General features: G+C 60.7%; 17 protein-coding genes and 2 pseudogenes. 1 reads left to right on the top strand and 18 read right to left on the bottom strand.

Going from position 1 to position 23160, the window contains the following annotated elements; translation table 11 throughout:
* Positions 1–169: 169 nt before the first annotated feature.
* From ACMYUN_RS01520 to ACMYUN_RS01445, 16 genes and pseudogenes are all read right to left on the bottom strand, one after another.
* Positions 170–829: a glycosyltransferase gene (locus tag ACMYUN_RS01520; RefSeq protein WP_039760474.1), complete on the bottom strand. Its 660-nt coding sequence runs from the start codon at positions 827–829 to the stop codon at positions 170–172.
* Positions 826–1425, bottom strand: coding sequence for a class I SAM-dependent DNA methyltransferase (locus ACMYUN_RS01515; RefSeq protein ID WP_415762545.1), 600 nt, complete (start codon positions 1423–1425; stop codon positions 826–828). Before ACMYUN_RS01515 ends, ACMYUN_RS01520 begins: the two co-directional genes overlap by 4 nt.
* Positions 1422–2180, bottom strand: coding sequence for a PIG-L deacetylase family protein (locus ACMYUN_RS01510; protein ID WP_415762544.1), 759 nt, complete (start codon positions 2178–2180; stop codon positions 1422–1424). The genes ACMYUN_RS01515 and ACMYUN_RS01510 overlap by 4 nt, the downstream gene beginning before the upstream one ends.
* On the bottom strand, positions 2177–3175 hold the full coding sequence (locus ACMYUN_RS01505) for an acyl-CoA dehydrogenase family protein (protein ID WP_415762543.1): 999 nt from the start codon (positions 3173–3175) through the stop codon (positions 2177–2179). The genes ACMYUN_RS01510 and ACMYUN_RS01505 overlap by 4 nt, the downstream gene beginning before the upstream one ends.
* A 1-nt stretch (position 3176) precedes the next feature.
* Positions 3177–5336, bottom strand: coding sequence for a glycogen debranching protein GlgX (gene glgX, locus ACMYUN_RS01500; RefSeq protein WP_415762542.1), 2160 nt, complete (start codon positions 5334–5336; stop codon positions 3177–3179).
* A gap of 246 nt (positions 5337–5582) precedes the next feature.
* Positions 5583–5930: a DUF2934 domain-containing protein gene (locus ACMYUN_RS01495; RefSeq protein WP_039760484.1), complete on the bottom strand. Its 348-nt coding sequence runs from the start codon at positions 5928–5930 to the stop codon at positions 5583–5585.
* Positions 5931–5951: 21 nt separating this feature from the next.
* A complete protein-coding gene (locus tag ACMYUN_RS01490) occupies positions 5952–8726 on the bottom strand; it encodes a malto-oligosyltrehalose synthase (RefSeq protein ID WP_415762541.1) in 2775 nt (924 codons plus the stop codon).
* Entirely contained in the window at positions 8723–10801 is a 2079-nt protein-coding gene (malQ, locus tag ACMYUN_RS01485; RefSeq protein ID WP_415762540.1) for a 4-alpha-glucanotransferase, read from the bottom strand. The genes ACMYUN_RS01490 and malQ overlap by 4 nt, the downstream gene beginning before the upstream one ends.
* Positions 10798–12600 carry a malto-oligosyltrehalose trehalohydrolase gene (treZ, locus tag ACMYUN_RS01480; RefSeq protein WP_415762539.1) on the bottom strand — a complete coding sequence of 601 codons (1803 nt, stop codon included), beginning with the start codon at positions 12598–12600 and terminating at the stop codon, positions 10798–10800. Before treZ ends, malQ begins: the two co-directional genes overlap by 4 nt.
* 17 nt (positions 12601–12617) lie before the next feature.
* A complete protein-coding gene (glgA, locus tag ACMYUN_RS01475; RefSeq protein ID WP_039760491.1) occupies positions 12618–14204 on the bottom strand; it encodes a glycogen synthase GlgA in 1587 nt (528 codons plus the stop codon).
* Between the two features lie 590 nt (positions 14205–14794).
* Complete coding sequence (locus tag ACMYUN_RS01470; protein ID WP_415762538.1) at positions 14795–15748, bottom strand: D-2-hydroxyacid dehydrogenase family protein; 954 nt, start codon at positions 15746–15748, stop codon at positions 14795–14797.
* A gap of 12 nt (positions 15749–15760) precedes the next feature.
* A complete protein-coding gene (locus ACMYUN_RS01465) occupies positions 15761–16807 on the bottom strand; it encodes an alpha/beta fold hydrolase (RefSeq protein WP_415762537.1) in 1047 nt (348 codons plus the stop codon).
* Positions 16808–16893: 86 nt separating this feature from the next.
* Entirely contained in the window at positions 16894–17328 is a 435-nt protein-coding gene (locus ACMYUN_RS01460; protein WP_415762536.1) for a YqaA family protein, read from the bottom strand.
* Positions 17328–17774: a DUF411 domain-containing protein gene (locus tag ACMYUN_RS01455; protein WP_415762535.1), complete on the bottom strand. Its 447-nt coding sequence runs from the start codon at positions 17772–17774 to the stop codon at positions 17328–17330. The genes ACMYUN_RS01460 and ACMYUN_RS01455 overlap by 1 nt, the downstream gene beginning before the upstream one ends.
* Before the next feature lie 240 nt (positions 17775–18014).
* Positions 18015–18542, bottom strand: a pseudogene (locus ACMYUN_RS01450) (methyl-accepting chemotaxis protein); the annotation flags it as partial.
* Between the two features lie 381 nt (positions 18543–18923).
* Positions 18924–20006 (bottom strand): annotated as a pseudogene (locus tag ACMYUN_RS01445) (cache domain-containing protein); the annotation flags it as partial.
* A 353-nt stretch (positions 20007–20359) separates the two neighbouring features.
* Between ACMYUN_RS01445 and ACMYUN_RS01440 the strand changes: the two are divergent.
* Positions 20360–20887 (top strand): hypothetical protein, encoded by a 528-nt coding sequence (locus ACMYUN_RS01440; RefSeq protein ID WP_039760503.1) that lies wholly within the window; start codon positions 20360–20362, stop codon positions 20885–20887.
* Positions 20888–20929: 42 nt separating this feature from the next.
* Here ACMYUN_RS01440 and ACMYUN_RS01435 read toward each other — a convergent pair whose 3' ends face one another.
* Complete coding sequence (locus ACMYUN_RS01435; protein ID WP_415762534.1) at positions 20930–21865, bottom strand: GNAT family N-acetyltransferase; 936 nt, start codon at positions 21863–21865, stop codon at positions 20930–20932.
* On the bottom strand, positions 21834–23144 hold the full coding sequence (locus ACMYUN_RS01430; RefSeq protein WP_415762533.1) for a phenylacetate--CoA ligase family protein: 1311 nt from the start codon (positions 23142–23144) through the stop codon (positions 21834–21836). The genes ACMYUN_RS01435 and ACMYUN_RS01430 overlap by 32 nt, the downstream gene beginning before the upstream one ends.
* Positions 23145–23160: the final 16 nt, after the last annotated feature.

Genomic DNA, 23160 nt, shown 5'->3' with positions numbered 1-23160 from the left:
CGTCCTTGTGGTGTCTCGCCCTCAGTCGTGAGCAGCCGAGGCTGTCGCGGCCCGTGAAGGCAAATGAATAGCAACGGTGCAGTGCTCCAACCCTTGGATTACTGCCAGGCAGAGTATTGCTCAAGACTCGGCATTCGTCGCGTCACAGATCAATCTGATACGTATTTTTTTATTCCAGCTGTGCCAGATTGCGCAGGAAGTCACCGAATCCGCCCTTGGCCCGACTGTCGAGACGGGCGCTGGTGTGCACCTGCGGACGGTGACTCCAGGCAATATTGGCGCCGCTGCGTTCCAGCGCACGAACCAGTTGCACGTCCTCATCACAGGTCAGCGGTTTGAAGCCGCCGGCCAGGCGATAGGCCTCGGCACTGACGCCGAGGTTGGCACCGTGAATATGGCGATGGCCATCGCGGGCCTGGTAATGACGGTGATAGCGAATTTGCGCCGCTTCATCGATGGATTCATGCCAGTGCTCGACGGTGACCGTACCGCACACGGCATCTGCTTCCAGGCCCAGTTGCGCCGCCAGCCAGTCATCGGCAACGCGGCTGTCGGCATCGGTGCAAGCGATCCAGCGTGCACCGCGCTCGAGCAGCAGGCGCGCACCGGCGGCGCGGGCTTCGCCAACGTTGCGCGCATCGATCTGCAGGCTCAGCACCGGATAAGCGCTGACGATCTGTGCCGAGCCATCGCTGCAGCTGTCGAGCACCACGAGAATTTCCACTGGCTCGCCGGCCAATTGTCCATGCTGGCTGGCACGCAAGGCGGCCCGCAGACATTCATCAAGCAGCGCCTCTTCGTTATGCGCCGGAATCACGATACCGATCAACGCAAGCCCTCCAGGGCAGCCACCGAGCGTGGCTCACGGCTCCACAATTCGAGAATGAAATCCGCTTCCTGATGCAGCACCAGACGCGGCAACGCCAGTTGATCGTGGATCTGATCGTGGACCTGACGTGCATTCAACGGGCAACCCTCGATCGGCGGGCGCCAGTGACAGGCCAGCAATTGGCCGTCAGCCGTCAGCGATTCGCTGATCCGGCGGATCACTTCTGTCAGATCCTGCTCGTCGAGGTAGTAGCCGATTTCGCTGAAGACGATCAGGTCGAATTTTTCCTCCGGCCAGTCAGCCGGCAGGCGTCCCTGGCGGACTTCGGCATGCTCGAACACGCTCAAGCGAGTACGTGCGAGCTGCACCGCCGCGCTTGCGGTATCGCAACACAGCAGGCGGCCGCAACGCGGAGCCAGTTCTGCACTCAGTTCGCCGTTGGCGCAACCTGGCTCAAAGACGGACCGGTAGCGGGGACGGGGCAGGGCAGCGAGGGTGATCGCGCGTTTGCGCTGCTCGTACCAGCGCTGGCGGAACGCCCATGGGTCGTCACTGCCGGCGAACAGGCCGTCGAAATAGCGGTCATCGACACTCACAGAAACACCACTTCAAAAGGTTGCAACAAACGATCGAGCACATAGGGCGCGAGCACTGGCCCGAGGCCGACGTCGCGGTCGCCTTCCAACTGGCTGGCGAACGCGTGCGCGGCGTGGCGTTTACGTGCGATGTGCGTCGGTGAAAGGAGAATCTTGCGCGCCCGCTCCCATGGCACCGAAGCGTCTTCCGGGGTTGCCCAGTGCCAGGTCCAGACCGGAAGTTCATGGCAGGTCGCACCGACGCGTCGCGCCGCTTCGACACTGGCACGGCCGACAGCCTCATGATCGCTGTGGCCGTCCTGACGCCAGGTCGTGAAGACTACGTCGCTGGCATGCAGATAGCCGGCGATGAATTCGCTCAACTCGGTTTCCTGAGCCGCCACTTGCGTGTCGGTAAAACCGCCGCGCAGCCATTTCAGGCTGTGCATCGGCAGACCTAGACGACGCAGGGCTTCGGCGGATTCTTGCGGTCGCACCACGCTCAAACGCTCGACTGTCCAGCGTTGCGAACCGGGGTGACTGGCGCTGCCATCGGTGACCGAGATCAACTGCAACGGCCGTCCGGCCGCTGCCAGCAATTGCATGATGCCGCCGCAACCGAGCACTTCGTCATCCGGGTGCGGCGCGATGATCACCGCTCGCGAGCCCAGCGGTACCAGTTCAAGAATATCGATGGCGGGCAGCTCGGCCAGACGCCGCGAAGCCTGCCATTGCTGCAGCGAAGTGCCGTGGCCGACGATCGGGTTGTCCTTCATAGCGCCCAGACCTCGCAGGACTGACCAGCAATCTGCTGGCCCAGTGCAGCAAGGTCGCGTTCGGCGTGACTCTGGCGCAGGAACACCGGCAAGTCGGCACTCAATCGCGCGAAATGCCGATCCTGACAAAACGGCCCGGCACCCAGTGCGCGACCGACTTCACGCATGACCTGTTCGGCAGACTGTTCGACCACGGCGCGGGCGCGTCGGGCGAGCAGTTCAGCGTCGGCCTCGGGCTGCGCGTCGATTTGCAATGCGCTGAAGCGCAGCACATCGGCCGCCGCTTGCAGTGCGGTGTCAGTCGCACCGAGGTGGGCGAGGGCATGCGGTTCATCGCGGTGCGCGCAATGCTGACGCAGCCCTTCGGCGATCTGCCGCGAAGCGCCATACCAGCAAGCCGCGATACCGATCCCGCCTTGCCAGAAACCCGGCCGTTGCAGGTAATCGCCGGGGTTGCCGATGGCCTGAGCTTCAGCGTTATCGAACAGCACCTCAACGCTGCCAGTCGCCGCCATGCCCACGGCCTGCCAGCCTTGATCGGTGATGGTCACGCCAGGCTGATCAAGCGCGACTGCCACCAGTTGCTGCTGACCGTCCGCATCCCACGCCGTGAGCAAGGCGTGGCTGAGCACCGCCGCACCAGAGCACCAGGCCTTGCGCCCGTTCAGCGTCACCATGTGCCCCGACGGCGTGACTTTCACCCGCGCCTGTGGCGGTTCGGCCGCCCACATGCCCCACGTGCTGCCCGGCGTTGGCGTGCCGCCCAATTGCTCAATGATCGCCAGCGCGTCCGTATGGCCTTCGTAGAGTTTGCACAGGCCTAAATCGTGCCCGCCGACTTCCGCAAGACGCTGAAAACGCTCCAGGGTGTGACCGCTGCCGGGCAACGGCAAGCGGTCGAGGCCGGCCTCGACCATTGCCCGCAGGCAACGGCCTAGGGCATGGGTGTCGGCGTAATCTGGCGGACGGCGGGCCAGATAATGTTGAAAGTCCATATCATTCTTCTTCGTCGCGTTGCAGTTCGAACAACAGCAGCGAACGTCCGGTCACCGAATACTCATGGCCGAAGTCGAAGCGTTCCTGGCCGCGAATCGCCGGCTGATTGGTGTCGATCATGCAGGTCCAGAAGCCACCATCCGGTACTTCCGGCAGGGTGAAGTTGACGATGTCGTGGTACGCATTGACCACCAGCAGCAGGGTCGCATCGGCACCTTTGCGACGGATGCCGGTTTCCTGCGCGCGACCATCGAGCAGCATGCCCAGGCAGCGGTTGTGCGCGTCGTGCCAGTGCTCGGTGGTCATTTCGGTGGCGTCCGGGGCCAGCCAGGTTACGTCTTTGACGCCGATGTCTTCGTTGTACTCGCCGACCAGGAAGCGCCCACGACGCAGGATCGGATAAGTCAGACGCAGCTTGATCAGGCGCTTGACGAATTTCAGCAGCGCCTTGCCGTCCTCGCTCAGATCCCAATTGACCCAACCGATTTCGCTGTCCTGGCAATAGGCGTTGTTGTTGCCGTCCTGGGTGCGGGCGAATTCATCACCGGCAACGATCATCGGCGTACCTTGGGCCAGCAGCAGAGTGGCAAAGAAATTGCGCATCTGCCGGTGGCGCAGGGCGTTGATTTCCGGATCGTCGGTCGGACCTTCGACGCCGTGGTTCCACGACAGGTTGTTGTTGCTGCCGTCCTGGTTGTTCTCGTCGTTGGCTTCGTTGTGCTTGTCGTTATACGAGACCAGATCGTTGAGGGTGAAACCGTCGTGGGCGGTGATGAAGTTCACCGACGAATACGGCCGTCGCCCACGCTGGTTGAACATCTCACCGGAAGCAGTCATGCGGCTGGCGAAATCGGCAAGCTGAGCGTCGTCGCCTTTCCAGAACGCGCGCACGGTGTCGCGGAATTTGTCGTTCCACTCAACCCAGCCCGGCGGAAAGTTGCCGACCTGATAACCGCCGGGGCCGCAGTCCCAGGGTTCGGCGATCATTTTCACCTGACGCAGCACCGGGTCCTGACGGCAGGCGACCAGGAAGCTGTGGCGCTCGTCAAAACCATCGTGGTAGCGGCCAAGAATGGTCGCTAGGTCGAAGCGGAAACCGTCGACGTGCATCTCGCTGGCCCAGTAGCGCAGGGAGTCAGTGACCATTTGCAGCACGCACGGGTGGCTCAGGTCCAGCGTGTTACCGGTGCCGGAATCGTTGATGTAGTAGCGCTTGTCGTCCGGCATCAAGCGGTAGTAGGAGGCGTTGTCGATACCGCGCATGGACAGGGTCGGGCCTTGCTCGTTGCCTTCGGCGGTGTGGTTGTAGACCACGTCGAGAATGACTTCGAGGTTGGCATCGTGCAGATGCGCGACCATTTCCTTGAATTCGGCAATCTTGCCACTGGCCAGATAACGCGGGTCCGGGGCGAAGAACGCAATGCTGTTGTAGCCCCAGTAGTTGGTCATGCCTTTTTGCAGCAGATGCTGATCGTTGACGAAGGCATGGATCGGCAGCAGTTCAACAGAAGACACGCCGAGCTTGCGGATGTGTTCGAGCACATCGTCGACCATCAGACCGCCGAACGTGCCGCGCAGGTTTTCCGGCACCGACGGATGACGCATGCTGATGCCACGCACGTGAGTTTCATAAATGATGGTCTTGTCCCACGGCACGCTGACGCGATGGTCATTGCCCCAGGTGTGCGCCGGGTCGATGACCTTGCACTTGGGCACGAATGGCGCGCTGTCGCGTTCGTCGAAACTGAGGTCGGCGTCAGGATGGCCGATGGTGTAGCCGAACAGCGCTTCCGACCATTTCAGCTCGCCGACCAGTTGCTTGGCGTACGGGTCGATCAGCAGCTTGTTGTGGTTGAAGCGATGGCCGTTGGCCGGGTCGTAAGGACCGTACACGCGGTAGCCGTAGATCAGGCCCGGATGCGCATCGGGCAAGTAGCCGTGGTAGATCTCATCGGTGTATTCGGGCAGTTCGATGCGCTCGAGTTCGACTTCGCCGCTGTCGTCGAAGATGCACAGCTCGACTTTGGTGGCGTTGGCGGAAAACAGAGCAAAGTTAACCCCCAGACCATCCCAGGTAGCACCGAGCGGGAAGGGCAGACCTTCACGGATTCTCGACGGCTCGGCGTGCGCAGCGGGTTCGGCTTTCTTTGGACGGGTCATGATTGCTCCTGCAAAAAAACGGGACAGTTCGGGCAATGAGATTTCCTTGTGGGAGCGAGCTTGCTCGCGAAAGCGTCGGCACATCCGACATCTTGGCGAACTGACCCACCGCATTCGCGAGCAAGCTCGCTCCCACAGGGGATTGGATTTTTCTCCCGCATTGGGGAGGGGCTTTCTTCGGGGCGCAAAAACCCCATGTGGCGAGCACGCTCGCCACACAATCATTCAGTTCAAATATGGATCGGGTCAGTTCGCCGGGGGCTTCTTCGCTGCTCGCGGCTTTTTCTCGGCTGCCTTTTCGCCCGGCGGAACTACTTTTGGCGTGGCCGCAGGTTTTGCTTTCGTCGCGGGTTTGGCTTTGGCAGCAGCCGGTGTCTTGGCGTCGAGCGCTTTGGTTTCGGTGCTCTTCGCCGCTGTGGTCTTGCCAGCCACCTTGCTGCCAGCCGCCTTCGGTGGCTTCTTCGGCGCCAGCGCTTCGGCCTCGGCCAGCTTGCGCGCCATCTCCCAATGACGTTCTTCGTGGCCTTCAGGCTTCCCTTCCGACTCCCAGATCTGATAGGCGAATTCGCGAATGCGTTTATCGTCGGTGCTCATCGCAATGCTCCTGAACTGAACTCATGCTTGTGTCGAGTGTTGGATAAAGAGATTGACCGGGACATCCCCCAGCGCTTCGCTGACATTCAGCTCCCTGTTTTGTGTGACTACGCTGCTGGCAAAAAGTCCCCTCAGGTTTGTATCCGAAGCGGCGGACGGTAAAACCACCCGCGTATCGCCCCAGCGCAGCGCATCGACCTGGGGGACGGCACTGTTTTCCAGCAACGTTGCGCAGCGCACCGGCACCACGACAATGGCCCGCACACCCTCGTGTTCGCGGGCGAATGCCAGTACGTTGTGGGCCTGACTGCCCAGCACTTCCAGTGGCTGGTAATCGCCACGGCGGAACAGCTCGCTGTGCTCCTTGCGCAGGTTCAATACCGCGCTGATCAGCGCCTGTTTGATGCGCCCGTCGCGCCAGTCCCTGAGTAGTTCGGCATTTGGCACGGATGCCTGCAACGCTTGCTCGCGGGCGGCGTAATCCACCGGCCTGCGGTTGTCCGGATCGACCAGACTGAAATCCCAGTACTCATTGCCCTGATACAGATCCGGCACTCCCGGCACGGTCATGCGCAGCAAGGTTTGCGCCAGCCCGTTGAGCGCGCCGGCAGCGGCGATGCTGTTGACGGTTTTGCTCAGCGCCGCGCGCAGCAATTCGCCTTCTTCGCCGGTCAGGAGTTTTTCCGTGAAGGCCTGCGCCGCGCTTTCATAGGCTTCGTTCGGTGCGCTCCAACTGCTTTGCAGCTTGGCCTCGCGCAAGGCTTTCTGCTGCCATTGCCAGATGCGCTTGGCGTACTCGGTGAAACCGGCCTTGTCGTCGTCCCGCAGATCCAGCGGCCAACTGCCGAGCAGTGCCTGATAGAGGATCAGTTCGTCGCCAGCGGACGGTGCGTCATCTTCGATGCGAACCGGGCGGGCAAGGGCGCGCCACAGTTCGACCTGGTCGGCATACCAATGACTGCGCTCGCTGAGCACGGCCAAGCGGGCGCGGGTGTCTTCGCCACGCTTGTGGTCGTGAGTGGCGGTGGCCAGCAGGTTGTCGGGAAACTCCGCCATGCGCTGCTGATTGACCTCGTGGAATTCGCTGACCGGCGCGCTGAATTGCTCGGTGTTGTAACCGACATCATTGCGCGACAGCAACACCGCCGAACGATAAAGCGCGGTGTCTTCCACGGCTTTGGCAGCCGCCGGCGAGGTCAGTTGCTGGAAACGCACGCAAGCATGCTTGAGGATCTTGCGCGAGCGACCCCGTGGCTTGCGGCGCCAAGGCGTGCCGCCGAGCCAACTGGCGACCGAGTCGAGCACTGGCCAGTCAGCCTCGCTGAGGGTCTTCCGCGCTCCGTCCATGGCGTGCTGGAAAATTGCTTCGTCCTGCTCGGAACGCCCCATGGCGCTGATGTAGGTGCGATAAACCGGGAAGTGCACGATCAACGCGTGCAGCACGCGGCGAATCGCGCCCAGGGTCAGGTCGCGGGTCATCAGGTCATCCCGCGCGACTTGATGCAGCGCCTGCGCGACACTTTCGAAATCGCTGGCCAGCGAGCCGTTGAGGATCTGCTGACGAGCCAATTGCGCTTCTTCAATAAACGCTGCCGGGCGCTCGGTGCGGCGCTGCCACAGCTCGCCCAGCACATGTTCGCCGTCCGGGTCGTGTTGCAGCAGCGACAGCTGATTCATGAACTCATAACCGGTGGTGCCGTCCACGCTCCAGTCGCGGCGCAGGGTTTCGCCCTCGCCGAGGATCTTCTCGACATAGATCGGCAGGTGCCGTCCCGGTGCAAGGTGATCAAGACGCCGGCGCAGCTTGCGGCAGTAGCCACGCGGGTCAGCGAGGCCGTCGATGTGGTCAATACGCAGACCGTCGACCAGACCTTCTTCGACTAACTGGAAGATCTTGCCGTGGGTCGCTTCGAACACCGCCGGGCGCTCGACGCGCAGGCCGCCAAGCTCGTTGATGTCGAAGAAGCGCCGCCAGTTGATGTCGTCCGCCGCCGTGCGCCAACTGGCCAGGCGATAACTTTGCCGTTCCAGCAGTTCGTGAAGCTTGTGAAAGCCTTCCTCGGTGGTGGAATCGTACTGTGCGAGGTTGCCTTCGATAGTCGCCAGAACATGCGGATCGCTCGCCAGTTCGCGCAACTCTTGCTTGAGCGGCATCGCCAACGAATGGGCATCGGTCTGGTAGCTGAGTGTGCTGAAGCGATCGGCCAGAGACTTCAGCGTGTCGTCGGACTTGAGTAGCTCGCCATAGTTGTTCGGGCAGATCGGAAAGTGGTGGTCGTAATGCTCGACGTAGAACGTGCCGGTCTGCGCGTTGAATTTCAGCTTCAGCGTGCCTTCCTGCAACGCCACGCCGTAATCACTGCCAAGGAACGGCAAGAGCAGCTGGCCTTCCATCAACGGATCAGGGGAGTGCCACTGAATATCGAAGAACTCGCCGTACGGACTCAAGCGGCCCCATTCCAGCAAGTCGAGCCACCATGGATTGTCGTTGCCACCCACGGCCATGTGGTTGGACACGATATCGAGGATCAGGCCCATGTTGTGTTCGCGCAGGGTGCTGACCAGTCGGCGCAGTGCCGGCTCACCGCCGAGTTCCGGGTTGACCTGGGTCGGGTCGACCACGTCGTAGCCGTGCATGGAACCGGCGCGCGCCGCCAGCAATGGCGAGGCGTAGATATGGCTGATACCGAGGCGGGCAAAGTACGGCACCAGTGGCACCGCTTGTTCGAGGGTAAAACCTTTATGAAATTGCAGGCGCAAGGTGGCGCGCAATGGCTGGATTTGCTGTTGATTCATTGGTCACGCTCAGTGGCTTGAAGGCGCGCGCAAGCCAGCAGTTCCAGGCGGCGGGCGGCATCGGGGCCGTCCAGCAATGCTTCGCTGGGACCGGGCAAACGTCGCGACCAGTTCGGATGTGAGTCGGTGGTGCCGGGCAGATTCGCCTGTTCATCGATACCCAACGCATCTTCCAGCGGCAGCAGCACCAGCGGAGCGCGGGTGTGGCCGAGGAAACGCACGCTGGCATCGACCACTTGATCGGCCTCGTGGGACTCTTCACGGAAATTCTGCGGATCCTGGCGAAGCGCATCGCGCAGGCCTTCGCGTTCGCGTTCGCGATGTCGACGCCAATCAATTTCGCCATTGGCATCGACCAGACCCAGGCGCGCATTCCAGTCGATATCGCGGCCATGCCACCAACCGTTGAGCGTCGGCAGGTCATGGGTGCTGGTGGTGGCCAGCGCGTCATCCGGCCAGTCGAGAATCGGTTTGAAACGAGTGTTGTCCTGCTCGAACAACAGCACGCGCATACCCAGAATCGAACGCGCCGCGAGTTTCTCGCGCAGACCTTCCGGTACGGTGCCGAGGTCTTCGCCGAGCACGATGGCCTGGTGCCGATGCGACTCAAGGGTCAGCAGACGCAGCATGTCGTCGAACGGGTAATACAGATAGGCACCGTCGGCCGGGTCAGCGCCGTTGGGGATCACCCACAAGCGTTGCAGGCCCATGACATGGTCGATGCGCAGGCCGCCAGCATGGGCGAAGTTGGCGCGCAACATGTCGATGAAAGCGCGGAAACCGTTGCGGATCAGTCCTTCCGGCGAGAAGGCGGAAATGCCCCAGCCCTGGCCGCTGCGATTGAGGATGTCGGGCGGCGCGCCCACGGTCAGCGAAGCGAGCAACTCATCCTGAAAGCTCCAGGCCTGGCTGCCGGCGCCATCAGCACCGACGGCGAGGTCAGCGATCAGACCGATGCCCATGCCGGCGCTGCGTGCAGCAGTTTGTGCGCGTTCGAGACAGCGATGGATCAGCCATTGGCAGAAAGCGAAATAGCCAATGCGCTCGGCGTATTCCTCGGCAAACGCGCTCAGCGCTGCGCCGCGCGGGTCGTGCCAGTGCTCAGGCCATTCGCGCCAATCGAGGCTTTCGCCACGGGCGGCGCGCATTTCCTGAATCGCTTCAAAGCGGCAATGGTTTTCCAGCGCTTCGCCACCGGCGTGACGGAAACTGGCGAAGTCGGCGTGCAGCGGGTGCTCGCCAGCGACAAAACCGTCGTACAAAGCTTGCAGCAGCTTCTGCTTGGCCTCAGCGGCAGCCGGCCAGTCGATCAGTTTGAGATTTTCCAGTTGCTCGAACTGCGCGGCCAGGCCACTGGCATCGATCGCATCACGCAAAGCGCGTTCGCCAAGAACGCTCCCCGGCGCCGCATACAGGGAATTGAGAAACAAACGACTGGAAGGTGAATAGGGGCTGTAACGGCCGGTGTCGGCGCTGAACATGGCGTGCATCGGGCTGATCGCCAGCGCATCGGCGCCACGTTCGCCGGCCACGCGGACCAGTTCTTCCAGCGCCTGAGTGTCGCCAAAACCCCCGTCGCCGGGACGGCGCAACGCATACAGCTGTGCGCTCAGACCCCAGGCGCGCGGGATCGGGCTGTCGACCGCATCGCCGACGCTGAAGCAGCGCTCGGGCGCGACCGCCAAAGTGAAGTACTGATCGCCAATGTGCACTTGCTGATAACCGACCGGAATCAGACCCGGCAGCATCGCTTCGTTGTCCAGCTTGAGACTCATCTGCGAGCCGTCTTCAAGATGAATTTCGCAAGGCGTTTCCGGTGAAAAGTAGCGACTCAGATCGAGGGCAACACCCACGTCGCAGGTCAGCAGGGGCGGCAAGTGGCGGTCTTGCTGGACCTCTTGCAGTTCCAGCAGGCTGGCATCGATTTCTTGCGCGGTGCTGGCGGGGTGGCCGAGTCCGATCAGGACATTGCGCAGCACAGCAGGAGCGACTTTTTGCTGACGCCCGTTGGCGTCGATCCAGTCGACGGCAAGGCCGGCTCGGCTGGCGAGTATTTCCAGTTGCGCATCGCTCATAGGCGCTCTCCATCCAGGGGGTGCATAACGGGTGCGGCCGTGAGGCTGACGAGCGCGGTGTACGCCGGCAGTTGATTCGGGTCCGACAGATCAAGGGCCGGCGGCTGTTGGAACAACCACTCGGTATGGGTCTGTGCAGGGTTGACCACTGCCGTATCACTGAGGTTCAGGTCAATTCGCAGCTCACTGCCATTGCCCAGCCGCCAGCGTGCGCTGACCGCGCCATAGCCGAGCATCTGCGCACCCAGAGCCTGGGTTCCGGAGAGATTGGGAATGATGTACTGGTGACGCAACTTCAGCAGTTGACGGTAGAGCTCCTGGGTCTGCTGTTGCAATGGCGTGCCGCTGCCGGACAAATGCGGCTGCGAGGCGCGGAAGGTTTCTTCGGCATTCGGATCGGGAATCTGCTCGCGCTTGTGCGGATCGGTAAAGGCACTGAACGCGGCGAATTCATTACGCCGGCCTTCACGCACCAGTTCTGCCAGTTCACCGTGGTGGCTGGTGAAAAACAGGAACGGTTGCTCGGCGGCAAATTCATCGCCCATGAAGATCAGCGGAATCATTGGCGACAGCAGCAACAGCACCGTCGCCGCCTGAACTGCGCGCGGGTCGGCAAGTTGATGCAGGCGCTCGCCAAACGCGCGGTTACCGATCTGGTCATGGTTCTGCAGAAACAACACGAAAGCGGTGGAGGGCAGATGCTCGCTCGGCTCGCCGCGTGGTTCACCATGCCGAGTGATGTGGCCCTGGAACACGAAGCCCTGACTCAGGCAACGCACCAATTGCTCGGTGGGTTGCGCGGCATAGTCAGCGTAATAGGCGTCGGTTTCGCCGGTCAGTAGCACGTGCAAGGCGTTATGACCGTCGTCGTTCCATTGCGCGTCGTAATCGGTTTCCAACAGGCTCGACTGGTTGAGCTCATTCTCGACGGTCAGCCAGACGTGGCGGGTCGGGTCGATCTGCTGGCGAATGCGTCGGGCCAGGTCGCTGAGGAAATCCGGGTCTTCAATCGCATGCACCGCATCCAGACGCAGGCCGTCGAAACGGTATTCGAGCAGCCACATCAGCGCGTTTTCAATGAAGAACTCGCGCACTTCAGGGCGGCGGAAGTCGATCGCCGCGCCCCAGGGCGTGTGCTTGTCTTCGCGAAAAAAACCTTTGGCGTAACGATGCAAATAGTTGCCGTCGGGACCGAAGTGGTTGTAGACGACGTCGAGAATCACCGCCAGGCCATGGCCGTGCGCGGTGTCGATCAGGTGTTTGAGTTGTTCCGGCGTACCGTAGGACGCTTGGGGGGCGTAAGGCAGCACCCCGTCGTAACCCCAGTTGCGATCACCGGGGAATTGCGCCAGCGGCATCAGTTCGATGGCGGTAACGCCCAGCGCAACCAGCCGCGCCAGATGCTGTTCGACTTCGGCAAACCCACCGAGCGCACCGACGTGCAACTCGTAAATCACCGCTTCGCTCCATGGCCGGCCATTCCATGCGGTGTGCCGCCATTGATAGGCGTGCGGGTCGACGACCACGCTATGACGGTCGAGGTCACCATCCTGGGCCCTGGAGGCCGGGTCCGGCACCTCCAGTTCGCCATCGATGCAGTAACGGTAGCGACTGCCCGCCGGGCAATTGGCCTTGATTACAAACCAACCGTCGCCCTGAGGCAGCATGGGCAACGATTGGCCATCTTCCAGTTCCACACTGACGTAGAACGCGTCAGGCGCCCACAACGCAAATTGCGTGTGCTCGGCATCCAGCATGATCGCGCCGTGGGGCCAGGTTTCTTGGGTCCTTGACGGCATTTTCTGCAACTCCCTGGTTATTTGTGGCTGGCTTTACCCAAAGCCTTGGCGACCAGTTGTTCGTAAAGTTCGGCGTAGGGTTCAACCGCTTTGCTCCAGTTGAACGGTGCGGCCATGGCCCGGCAACGCATGGCGTTGAGCAGTTCCGGAAAGGCGAAAACCTTGAATGCGCGGCTCAGGGCTTCTTTGTAGCTCTCAACAGTGGACTCATCGAAGAGGAAGCCGGTGACGCCGTTTTCAATGGTGTCGGCCAGGCCGCCAGTGTTGCGCGCGACCGGCAACGAGCCGAAACGCTGGGCGTACATCTGGCTGAGGCCGCAAGGCTCGTAACGCGAAGGCATAAGCAGGAAGTCGCTGCCGGCAAACATGCGCCGAGCATCGGTTTCGTTGAAGCCGATGCGCACGCCGATCTGGCCAGGAAAGCGCAGCGCCAGCTCACGCATGGCTTGCTCTTCTTCCGGCTCGCCGCGACCGATGATCGCGATCTGGCCACCGTTCTGCACGATGAACTCGGACACCGCTTCGGTCAGGTCGAGACCTTTCTGATAGACCAGGCGCGAAACCACGGCAAACAGTGGACCGGTGGAATCGTGCAAGCCAAACAGCTCACGGACATGGGCGGCGTTAACCGCTTTGCCTTCCCAGTCGCCGATGGCGAATGGAGCAAACAAGTGCGGGTCAGTCGCCGAATCCCAGCTTTCATCGATGCCGTTGGGGATGCCGCTGAGCAGGCCCTGCTGGGTTTTCGCAGCGAGGAAACCGTCGAGGCCGCAGCCGAAGTCCGGGGTGGTGATTTCCTGCGCGTAAGTGGCGCTGACGGTGGTGATGTGGCTCGAATAGGCCATGCCGGCCTTGAGGAACGACATCTTGCCGTAGAACTCCATGCCTTCCTGCTGCAGCGCGTGGGCGGGAATCCCAAGCTCGGGGCAGGAACCGAGGCTGGTCACGCCCTGGTAGGCAAGATTGTGAATAGTGAACAGGGTCGGCGTGCGCTGCCCGCGCCAGTGCATATAGGCAGGAGCGAGACCGGCCGGCCAGTCATGGGCGTGCACCAGATCCGGGCGCCAATGGATTTGCGCAAGGTTGGCGGCGATATCGGCAGCGGCCAGGCCGAGACGGGCAAAGCGGATATGGTTGTCTGGCCAGTCGCGACCGTTGTTGGCGCCGTAGGGGCCACCCTCACGCTCGTACAATTCAGGGCAGATCAACACGTAGATCACCAGGCCATCGGGCATGTCCATGCGCCCGATCTTGCAAGGTGGCAGCGCAGCGTGGCCACCCAGCTCGCCGATGATGTGAATCGGGTTTTCGCTGTGCACCACCTGCGGGTAACCGGGAATCAACACCCGTACGTCATGCAGATGGGCCATGGCCCGGGGCAGGGCGGCGGAAACGTCACCCAGACCGCCGGTCTTGACCAGATCGGCGATTTCCGACGTCACGAACAACACTTTTTTCTTGTTGGGATTCTGGCTTGCTACCGGAGCAAGCGTCTTGGTGCCGGGTACGTTGATCTGTCGGCTGCCGGGAACACTGATGGTGCTCGATTCTCCAAGCGACTGGTGAGCACGCTCTCCCTGAATATCCAATGCCGCACTGATCATATGTATCTCCCGTGTGTGATCTGATTCTTGTCTCGAACAAGCTGTTTCATGGCCAAGTCCTGTGGCCGGGCGCAAAGGCGCCACGCATCGGTGAGCAAATGCTGACCCAACACGCGCAAGCAGAATGGGTGGTGAGGCCGTTGCAAGGATTACACCAGTCGCTTTCGCCCAGTTGTTCTGATGACCTGTGGCGTGAAGCAAAAGTTTCGACTTTTTTTCGTCGGTATGACCGAGTGGTTTGGCCACTGAAAAATGAGTCTAGGCCAGATCCTAGAGCGGGCAGGGGCAAATGGGTAAATTGTTCGACAATCGGTTGTGTCGGGATGTAAGCGAGGGTTCAGGAGGGGAAACGCTCCGACGAAGGGCATGTTTTTCGGTCGGAGTGGGCCAAAACGGTGACTGGGTAGTCACGGTTTTGTGCTAGGGGATGGGCCGGTTGCACCGTTGTGGTGCGAGGGTATTTCAGAGCGGTATCTGAGATGAGACCTTCGCGAGCAGGCTCGCTCCCACATTGGAACGCGTACAACCTGTGGGAGCGAGCCTGCTCGCGAAGAGGCCTGTTGCAGCAACTCAACTTTAAAGTGATGGAATCAATTCAACAGACGCACCGGCTCCCCAGCTGCCCAAGCCTGAATATCCTCGATCATCTGCCGGAAGAACTGCTGGTAATTCTGCCGACTGACATAGCCCACATGGGGCGTGGCGAGGACATTGTCCAGCGTGCGAAACGGGTGCATGGCAGGCAAAGGCTCTTGCTCGAATACATCCAGCGCCGCCCCGGCAATGCGCCGTTTCTGTAGCGCCTTGATTAGTGCCGCTTCATCGACGATCGGCCCGCGCGCGGTGTTGACCAGTAGCGCGGTCGGTTTCATCCACTCCAGTGCTTGCGCATCGACCAGTCCGCGACTGCGTTCGCTGAGCACCAGATGCACCGACAGCACGTCGGCCTGTTCGAACAGTTGTTGCTTGCTGACGTACGTCACGCCGGCCTGTTCAGCGCGTTCGGTCGTGAGGTTTTCACTCCAGGCAATCACGCGCATGCCGAACACCTGGCCGAACTGTGCGACCCGCTGGCCGATGCTGCCCAAACCGAGAATAGCCAGGGTCTTGCCATGCAGATCGCCGCCGAGGCCCTGTTGCCACTGACCGGCGCGCAGGGCATTGGCTTCCTTCACCAGATCACGGGTTGCCGCCATGATCAGCGCCCAGGTCAGCTCTGGCGCGGCGTGTTTATAGCTGTCGGTGCCGCAGACCTGGATGCCCAACGCCGCTGCGGCCGGCATGTCCAGCGCTGCATTGCGCATACCACCGGTGACCAGCAACTTCAGATTGGGCAAGCGCCCGAGCAAATCGGCGTCGAACCGCGTGCGTTCGCGCATCACGCAGATCACCTCATATTTGCCGAGGCGCTCGGCCAATGTCGCGTTGTCGGCGGGGTAATCGTGCACAAAGGTCACTTCACCAATGCCTTCCAGCACCGACCAGTCGACCACGTCGCGTGCCACGTCCTGCCAGTCATCGATCACTGCAATCTGCACTGTCATCGCCTTACCTCATCAAGGAGCGGAAGGGGTTTTGCCCAGCCAGCCGAGCAACGCCTGATGGAATTTCCCCGGTTCCTCCATTTGCGGCGCATGGCCCATACCCGGGAATTCAATCAGCGTCGACTGCGGGATCAGCTTGGCGACTTGCTTGCCGAGCACCTCGTAGTGGCCGATTTTCGCTTTCACTTCCGGCGGTGCGAGGTCTTTGCCGATGGCGGTGGTGTCGGAGGTGCCGATCAGCAGCAGGGTCGGCATTTTCAAATCCTTGAACTCGTAGTACACCGGCTGGGTGAAGATCATGTCGTAGATCAGCGCCGAGTTCCACGCGACCTGGGTCTTGCCCGGACCTTTGCTCAGACCGGCGAGCATGTCGACCCAACGATCAAATTCCGGCTTCCAGCGGCCGTCGTAATAGGTGGTGCGCTCATAGTCGCGAATGCCCTTGGCCGTGACCTTCAATTCACGCTGATACCACTGATCGACGGTGCGATACGGAACGCCGAGGGCTTTCCAGTCTTCCAGACCGATCGGGTTGACCATTGCCAATTGATCAACCTGCTCAGGGAACAGCAGCGCATAACGGGTGGCGAGCATGCCGCCGGTGGAGTGGCCGAGCACTGTGGCTTTCTGAATGCCCAACGCCTTGAGCAATTGCTGGGTGTTGGTTGCCAGTTGCTGGAAGCTGTATTGATAGTGCGCAGGTTTGCTGGAGGTGCAGAAACCGATCTGATCCGGCGCAATCACGCGGTAGCCGGCGTCGCTCAAGGCCTTGATCGAACTGTCCCACGTCGCCGCGCAGAAATTCTTGCCGTGCATCAGCACTACGGTGCGACCGTTGGCCTTGCCATTGGCAGCGACGTCCATGTAACCCATTTGCAGTTTTTGGCCCTGGGATTCAAAGGCGAAGTGTTTAAGCGTGTAGGGATATTGAAAACCTTGCAGCTCCGGACCATAGGCCGGCCCTTCGGCGGGAGCGTTTTCAGTGGCCGCGTGCGCCACTAATGGCAGTGCAGCGCTGAGGACGAGGCCGGGCAGCCAGCGGGAAAGCGTGACGGACATAAGCACAAACTCCTTGAAAATTGGCCGACTCTGGAAGGCCGGGATTACGCCGACGTTAAACAAAGGCAATCACATGGGCGGTTGGTTCAACCGAGCCAGCCGAGGGTCAGCAAGGCCAGTACGCCATAGCGCGCGCCTTTGGCCAGTGTCACGATCAGCAGAAAACGCCCGAGCGGTTCGCGCATGACCCCGGCAATCAAGGTCAGCGGATCGCCGATCACCGGCAGCCAGCTGAGCAGCAGCGACCAGTGCCCGTAGCGCTCGTAATGCTTGCGCGCCATGGCCATGTACCGCGGGCTGACCGGGAACCAGCGTCGATCCTGAAACCGCTCGATGCCACGGCCCAGCCACCAGTTGACCAGCGACCCGAGCACGTTGCCCAGCGTCGCCACCGCGAGCAAACCCCACAGCCAGTAACGCTCGCTGACAATCAGACCGACCAGCAGCGCCTCGGATTGCAATGGCAACAATGTCGCCGCGCCAAACGCAGCAAAGAACAGACCGAAATAAGCCGCGCCCATCAACGGGCCGGGTAGTCCGCCACCACTATGTCAGCGCCGTCCTTCTTCAGACCGATGATTTGATACGCGTCGCTCATGCCGTCCATTTCCATGCCCGGCGAGCCCATCGGCATGCCAGGCGCAGCCACACCCAGCAGATCGTCGCGCTTGCTCAACGCAAGCACCTGATCGGCCGGTACATGGCCTTCAACGAATTTGCCATTGATGATCGCCGTGTGGCAGGACGCCAGACGCGGTGGTACGCCGTGCTGCTGTTTAAAGCTGCTCATGTCGCTTTCGACGTGATCTTCGACTTTGAAGCCATTGGCTTCGAGATGGCTGATCCACTTTTTGCAGCAACCGCAATTGGCATCGCGGTGCACTTCGATCGGGATCAGTTCGGCGGCTTGCGCCAGGGAGGAGATGAACAGGGTGCTCAGGGTGAGCAGACGCAGTTGGCTTCGCATGGTAATGGGCTCTCGACTCGGTGAAGGTCAGAAAGCACGCATTTTGACCGGTTTTTCCATCCCGGCATCAACTGAGTGTTTCCAGTTGCTACAAGACAGCCGAGCCAATGTGAGAGCGAGCCTGCTCGCGAATGCAGTTGACCAGTCGCAGATACAGTGACTGAAAAATCGCTTTCGCGAGCAGGCTCGCTCCCACAGGACATTGGCGTAAAGGGCAAAATCCCCGTGGTCGCGGTTGGCTTAACTGACCTTGAACCGTCCCATGATCGCGCTCACGCGGCTATTGGCTTCGAGCAACTGGCGGGTATTCAGTTCGCTGGCCTGGCCGCTCTGAACCAGTTCATCGACCATGTGACGGATCTGCACCATGCTGCGGTTAATCTCTTCGGTAACGGCGCTTTGCTGTTCGGCGGCGGTGGCGATCTGCGTGCTGAGGCTGTTGATGTGGCTGACCGAACCGGCCATTTCGTCCAGCCCCGAGTTGACTCGGGCGGTGGCGTCAGCAGCGGACTGGCAGCTGGCCTGAGTGTTTTCCATGGCGCTGACCGACGAACTCACGCCTTGGGTCAGGCGGGTCAACATCTCGTTGATTTCCGAGGTGCTGGCCTGAGTGCGGGCGGCGAGGGCGCGGACTTCATCCGCCACTACCGCAAAGCCGCGCCCCTGTTCACCGGCCCGGGCCGCTTCAATCGCGGCGTTGAGGGCGAGCAGGTTGGTCTGCCCGGCAATCGCGCCGATGACGCCGAGGATTTCGGTGATGCGCTGGGCGTCCTGCTGCATGTTTTCAACTTTGTGTGTAGCGCTGGCCACTTCGTCGATCAGCGCGACTACGCTGTTGGTCGCTTCCCCTACCACGACGCGCGAGCGATCGGCGTTTTCATTGGCGCGCTGGGTGAAAGCTGCGGTTTCTGCAGCGTTTTGCGCAACGCTTTCGGCGGTGGAGCTCATTTCAGTAATCGCGGTGACAGTCTGGTCGGTTTCCGAGGCGTGGCGCAGCAGAATCTGGCTGGTGTGCGCCGAGGTGCGTTGCAGATTATCGAGGCTGGAAGCCATGGCGCCGGTGGCCTGGGTGACTTCGCCGATCATGTTCTGCAAATATACGATGAAGGTGTTGACCGAATGGCCGATGGCGCCCAGTTCGTCTTCGGCGCGAATGGTGATGCGGCGAGTCAGGTCGGCGTCACCGCTGGACAGTGAATCAATGTTGGCTTTCAGAGCCTTCATGCGCTGTACGAGTTTGCGAATCGCGTAAACCTGCAACAGCACCAGCAGGATCACCAGCGGAATCTGGATCAGGCTGAGACTGTTGAGCACATCGTCACGCTGGGCGGTGAGCATTTTGGTCGGCAGGGCAGTGGCGAGGAACCACGGTGTGCCCTCGATAGGGCGCATGAAGAATGTGGCGTCTTCTCCGTTGTTATCGAATTCGACGCGTTGCGCTTTATCGCGATTTTGCAGGCCGGTCTTGATCTGACTGATGAAGGTTGAGCTGGCCGCCAGTTCGCTGATGTTCTTCAACACGATCGGGCCGCTGATGCGCGAGCTGTTGCTGATGATCTTGCCGTCAGCCTCGACGATGAGCATTTCGGCGTTGAGATCTTTTTCCTTGCGCGCCACCAGATCGTTGAAAAAGCCCAGGGTCACGTCGATGGTCGAAACGCCCCAGGCGCTGCCATTCTTGTAGATCGCCATGGCGCAGTTGGTGCGCGGCTCGGCACTGGCGTCGTCCTTATAGGCAGCGGCCCACGCGCACTGGCCGCGCGGGGTGGCCATGCCGCCCTTATGCCAGCTCTGGTCGTAGTAGTTCGGTGCGGCGTCGCTGTTCCAGAAGGTATTGACCTTGAGCTGACCCGAGGCGTCGCGGTGCCAGAAGGTGCTGAACTTGTTGCGCCCGGCTTCGCGCTGGCCGGGCAACGGCCAAATGCCGCCGCCAAAGACTTTCAGTTCGCCGTACTGATCCACCAGCCCTGGCAGCACCACGTCGATGGCGGCGCTGTCGAGCAGGGGGATGGTCTGGGTGATGCTGCGTTGCTGCGCCTGCACCTTGTTCAGTTCGCCCTGAATCTGCACGGCGACTTCGGCGATGCGGTTGAGCACGACCTTCTCTTCGGTATCGCGCAGGGTCGGTGCGACCAGTTGGCTGATGCCGACCACGGTCAGCACGGACAACAACAGGATGAACAGAATCAGAAACAGCGTGTAGCGAGCCTGAATAGTGCGCAGTGCGGGCATGGAACTGATCCTTGAGCGGCTTTTTGTTGGAGGGCAGAAATAAAAACAGGGCGGGTATCACAGCGTATCGTCGTTGCGGGCGGAAGCTTTAGGTACTTGCGTGCCGAAAGAGCTCAGGGCGATGACCGGTTGGTATCGGGATTGGTACATCACCAGCAATCGCCACAGTTGTTACATCCTGATGACGGCTCTGAAGCAATGTTTGCGGGCCTTAAGCTCGGTGTCATGAATGTACGAGATTTGTAAAAAAGCGCACAAAAGGGTTGGTGCGATCAGCGAAGCGGCCGATACTCGCGCCCATTCAATTGGTTGGAACAAGGACATTTCATGCTCATTGCACAAGGAATCCTCGCATGACGATCGGCTATACCGGCGCCTGGGAAAGCAAGGCGGGCGTAATGGTCCGTGATACCGGCGCGAAGAAGCAGGTTTCGCAGAGCGTCAAAGTGCAGCAGATGTTGACCCTGGTCGGTAACGATCCGAATGCACTGAATGTCGCGGAGATGGACAAACAGGGTTTGCGCAAGCAGATCAAGGGTTTCGACCCGGCCAACGTTTCCGTCAAGCAGTTGGGCAACCTCAGCGAGTTCCTGCGCGGGCGCGGCCTGATTTCCGAGATCACCTCGATCACCTTGCTCAATGCCGGCGACAAATTCGACCGTTTCGGCGTGCAGAAAGACCCGGAGGCGAAGTTCAACGCGCTGGAATATTTCGCCACGCAGCTCGATGCCATTCAGACCAACAGTCTCAATGGCAATTACTACGGCAAGAGCCTGATTCCCGAATTCAAGAAAGCCATTTACGTCTTGCAAAACCTCAAGACTTACGGTGAAGGCAATGCCGCCGTGCCGTCGGACAGTGGCATCAAAGCCAAGGCATAAGCCCGCACGCATGAAGCGGGCTCAGCCTTGTATTGCGCACGTTCAGACCGGCGATAAATCACGAACGCTAAATTGCCGTTGCGTCTGAGCATGCAGGTCTTGCATGTACGCGCAGTGCAAGGCCAGTCTGCGCGGGCGAAAACCGCGATGGAACAACGCCAGCCAGCCGCCCTGATTGCCTTGCACCGGCGCCAGACCGGTGAAGACAAAACCAATGGCGTTGAGACTGTGCAGATCCACGGCAAATTGTCGCGACAGCTGCAGGCGAATCGAAATCAGCCAGTGCCCGGGCAGTGAGCGCAATTGGTTCAGCAGTTCCGGATCGAGTTTTTCCAGGAGCATTTCGTGGCGATCGCCGTGTTGTTCAACCTGAACCGAGGCCCCGCGCCAGCGTCCAGCATTGGCTCCGATGCCGAACACGGCCGTCAGACGCTCCATCAAGGGCCTACAACTGGCAGGCCAGACCTGGTCAGGCAACGGCCGCTGGTAGCCATCGATCGCCCGAACGCCCAAAACGATCGACTCCGGTTTTTTGCAACCAAAAGGCGAGCGGACATAGTCTGGTAGCAGTCCGGTGTTATGGAACCCGAGGCTGATCGCCATGCGTTGGGTGTAAGGGTGGTGGGTGACTTGCTTGATCGAAACGCTGCGACAACCCAACGCCTGTGCGTGAGTCAGCAATTGCTCACCCAGGCGCGTGGCGATGTTCTGCCCACGGGTGTCAGGATGGACGGCACTCAAAGCCAGCTCAGCGTCGTACGATGCCTCGCTTTGCCTGTACAAAGTGGCATGACCACGTATCCGTTCTCCCTCGACCGCAACCAGCGAGTGCCAGCGTTTTTTCGCATGGTTCTGACTGATCAGGCACGGCAGATACACGTCGCTTTGTACGTAATGGTCGCCGTATACCTGGCGAAACAGTTCGCTGACGGCGGCGGCGTCGCTTTCACGGTAATTGCGCAGGATCAGCGATTCCATCAGGCACCTCCCCGTCATGTTGCTCATAGCAGCGTAAATCGACGATCGGCAGGCTCTTGCCGGCGCGAGGGTGGCGCGCGAGATCCTCGAAGCGGCAGCTCTGGATACGTAGCTCCAGTAATCCAGCGCTTCGCAGGTGGGTGATCTGCGGGTAACGTTCGATCAAGCGGGCCTCAAGTTTGTTATCGATCTGTGTTGATCGCTCTTCGACTACGTATTTCAACGTCAACACGTCGGTGCCGTCGGCCTGTTCAATCAACAATTGCCAGTCGTCGCTGCTAGCAGTGCGCCTTACGGTTTCGCTGATTTCATCCGTCATCAGCGACAGGATGCCGACGCGCACGCGCTGGCTGTTGCCGCTGCGGCCCCTGAGGGCGAACTTGCGTTGCGGCGCACCGATCGGTTCGCGCCAGCACGCCAGGTCTCCCACGGGATAGCGGATCAGCGGCATCAAGCGCCGATGAAGGTTGGTCAATACGAGCAGGCCGTGTTGATCGCAGGCCTCGATCGGCTTGCCCGTGTGCTGATCGATGATCTCCAGCAGGACGTGGCCGTCAGGCGTGCGATGTTCGCCTTCCTCGCAGTCGCGATGACTGGCGCCGATAAATCCAGCGTCGACGCTGGCGTAGCCGATGGAGGCGATGCGTGCATTGGGCAGCACTTGCGCAAGGCGTTGACGCTGTGAGGCGAACAGGCTCTCCCCGCCGTAAAGCACTGTATCAACCCGAGGCAATACAAGGTTGCGTTGACCCAACCAACTGGCGAAGGTCAATAATTGCGCGGGCACGCCAGCCAGCACGTTGATCCCGTGTTGCGCGATGGCATCGGCCAGCTTCGGCGGGTCGACTTCACCGCTGAACGGGAACTCTGTGATCGGCGTATCGACATGGGCCAGTGAATCGTGGATAAACAGAAAACTGGCATAGAGGTCGCCGGCGAAGAACAGATTGGCGACCCGGTCGCCCGGGCTGAATTGTCCATTCAGACTGCGACCGAAATTCTCTACGGTGGCTTGCCATTCGGCACGGGTGTAGACCGAGAGCCTGCCGCTGCCTGTGGATCCGCCGGTCTTGAAAACCACCGCCGAGCCGATCGGCGCGGTCAGTACCGGCCATTGGTCGAGGTTCTCGCTGCCAATCCAGAAACTCGCAGGATCAAGCAAAGGCAGTTCGGTCAGTGAGTTTATTGCCTCGGGAACATCATCGAGACAGTTCTGGTAGTAGCGTGAATGCTGGCGGGCAAAACTCATCAGTCCGCGAATCGGTTGGGTTATTTTCACAAAGTGTTCTTCCTGA

Origin of the sequence: Pseudomonas sp. CP4 (assembly GCF_047758505.1) — a bacterium.
GTDB lineage: Bacteria > Pseudomonadota > Gammaproteobacteria > Pseudomonadales > Pseudomonadaceae > Aquipseudomonas > Aquipseudomonas fluorescens_AO.
The sequence above is the reverse complement of the archived record's forward strand: the minus strand, read 5'-3'. Positions and strand labels throughout refer to the sequence as shown.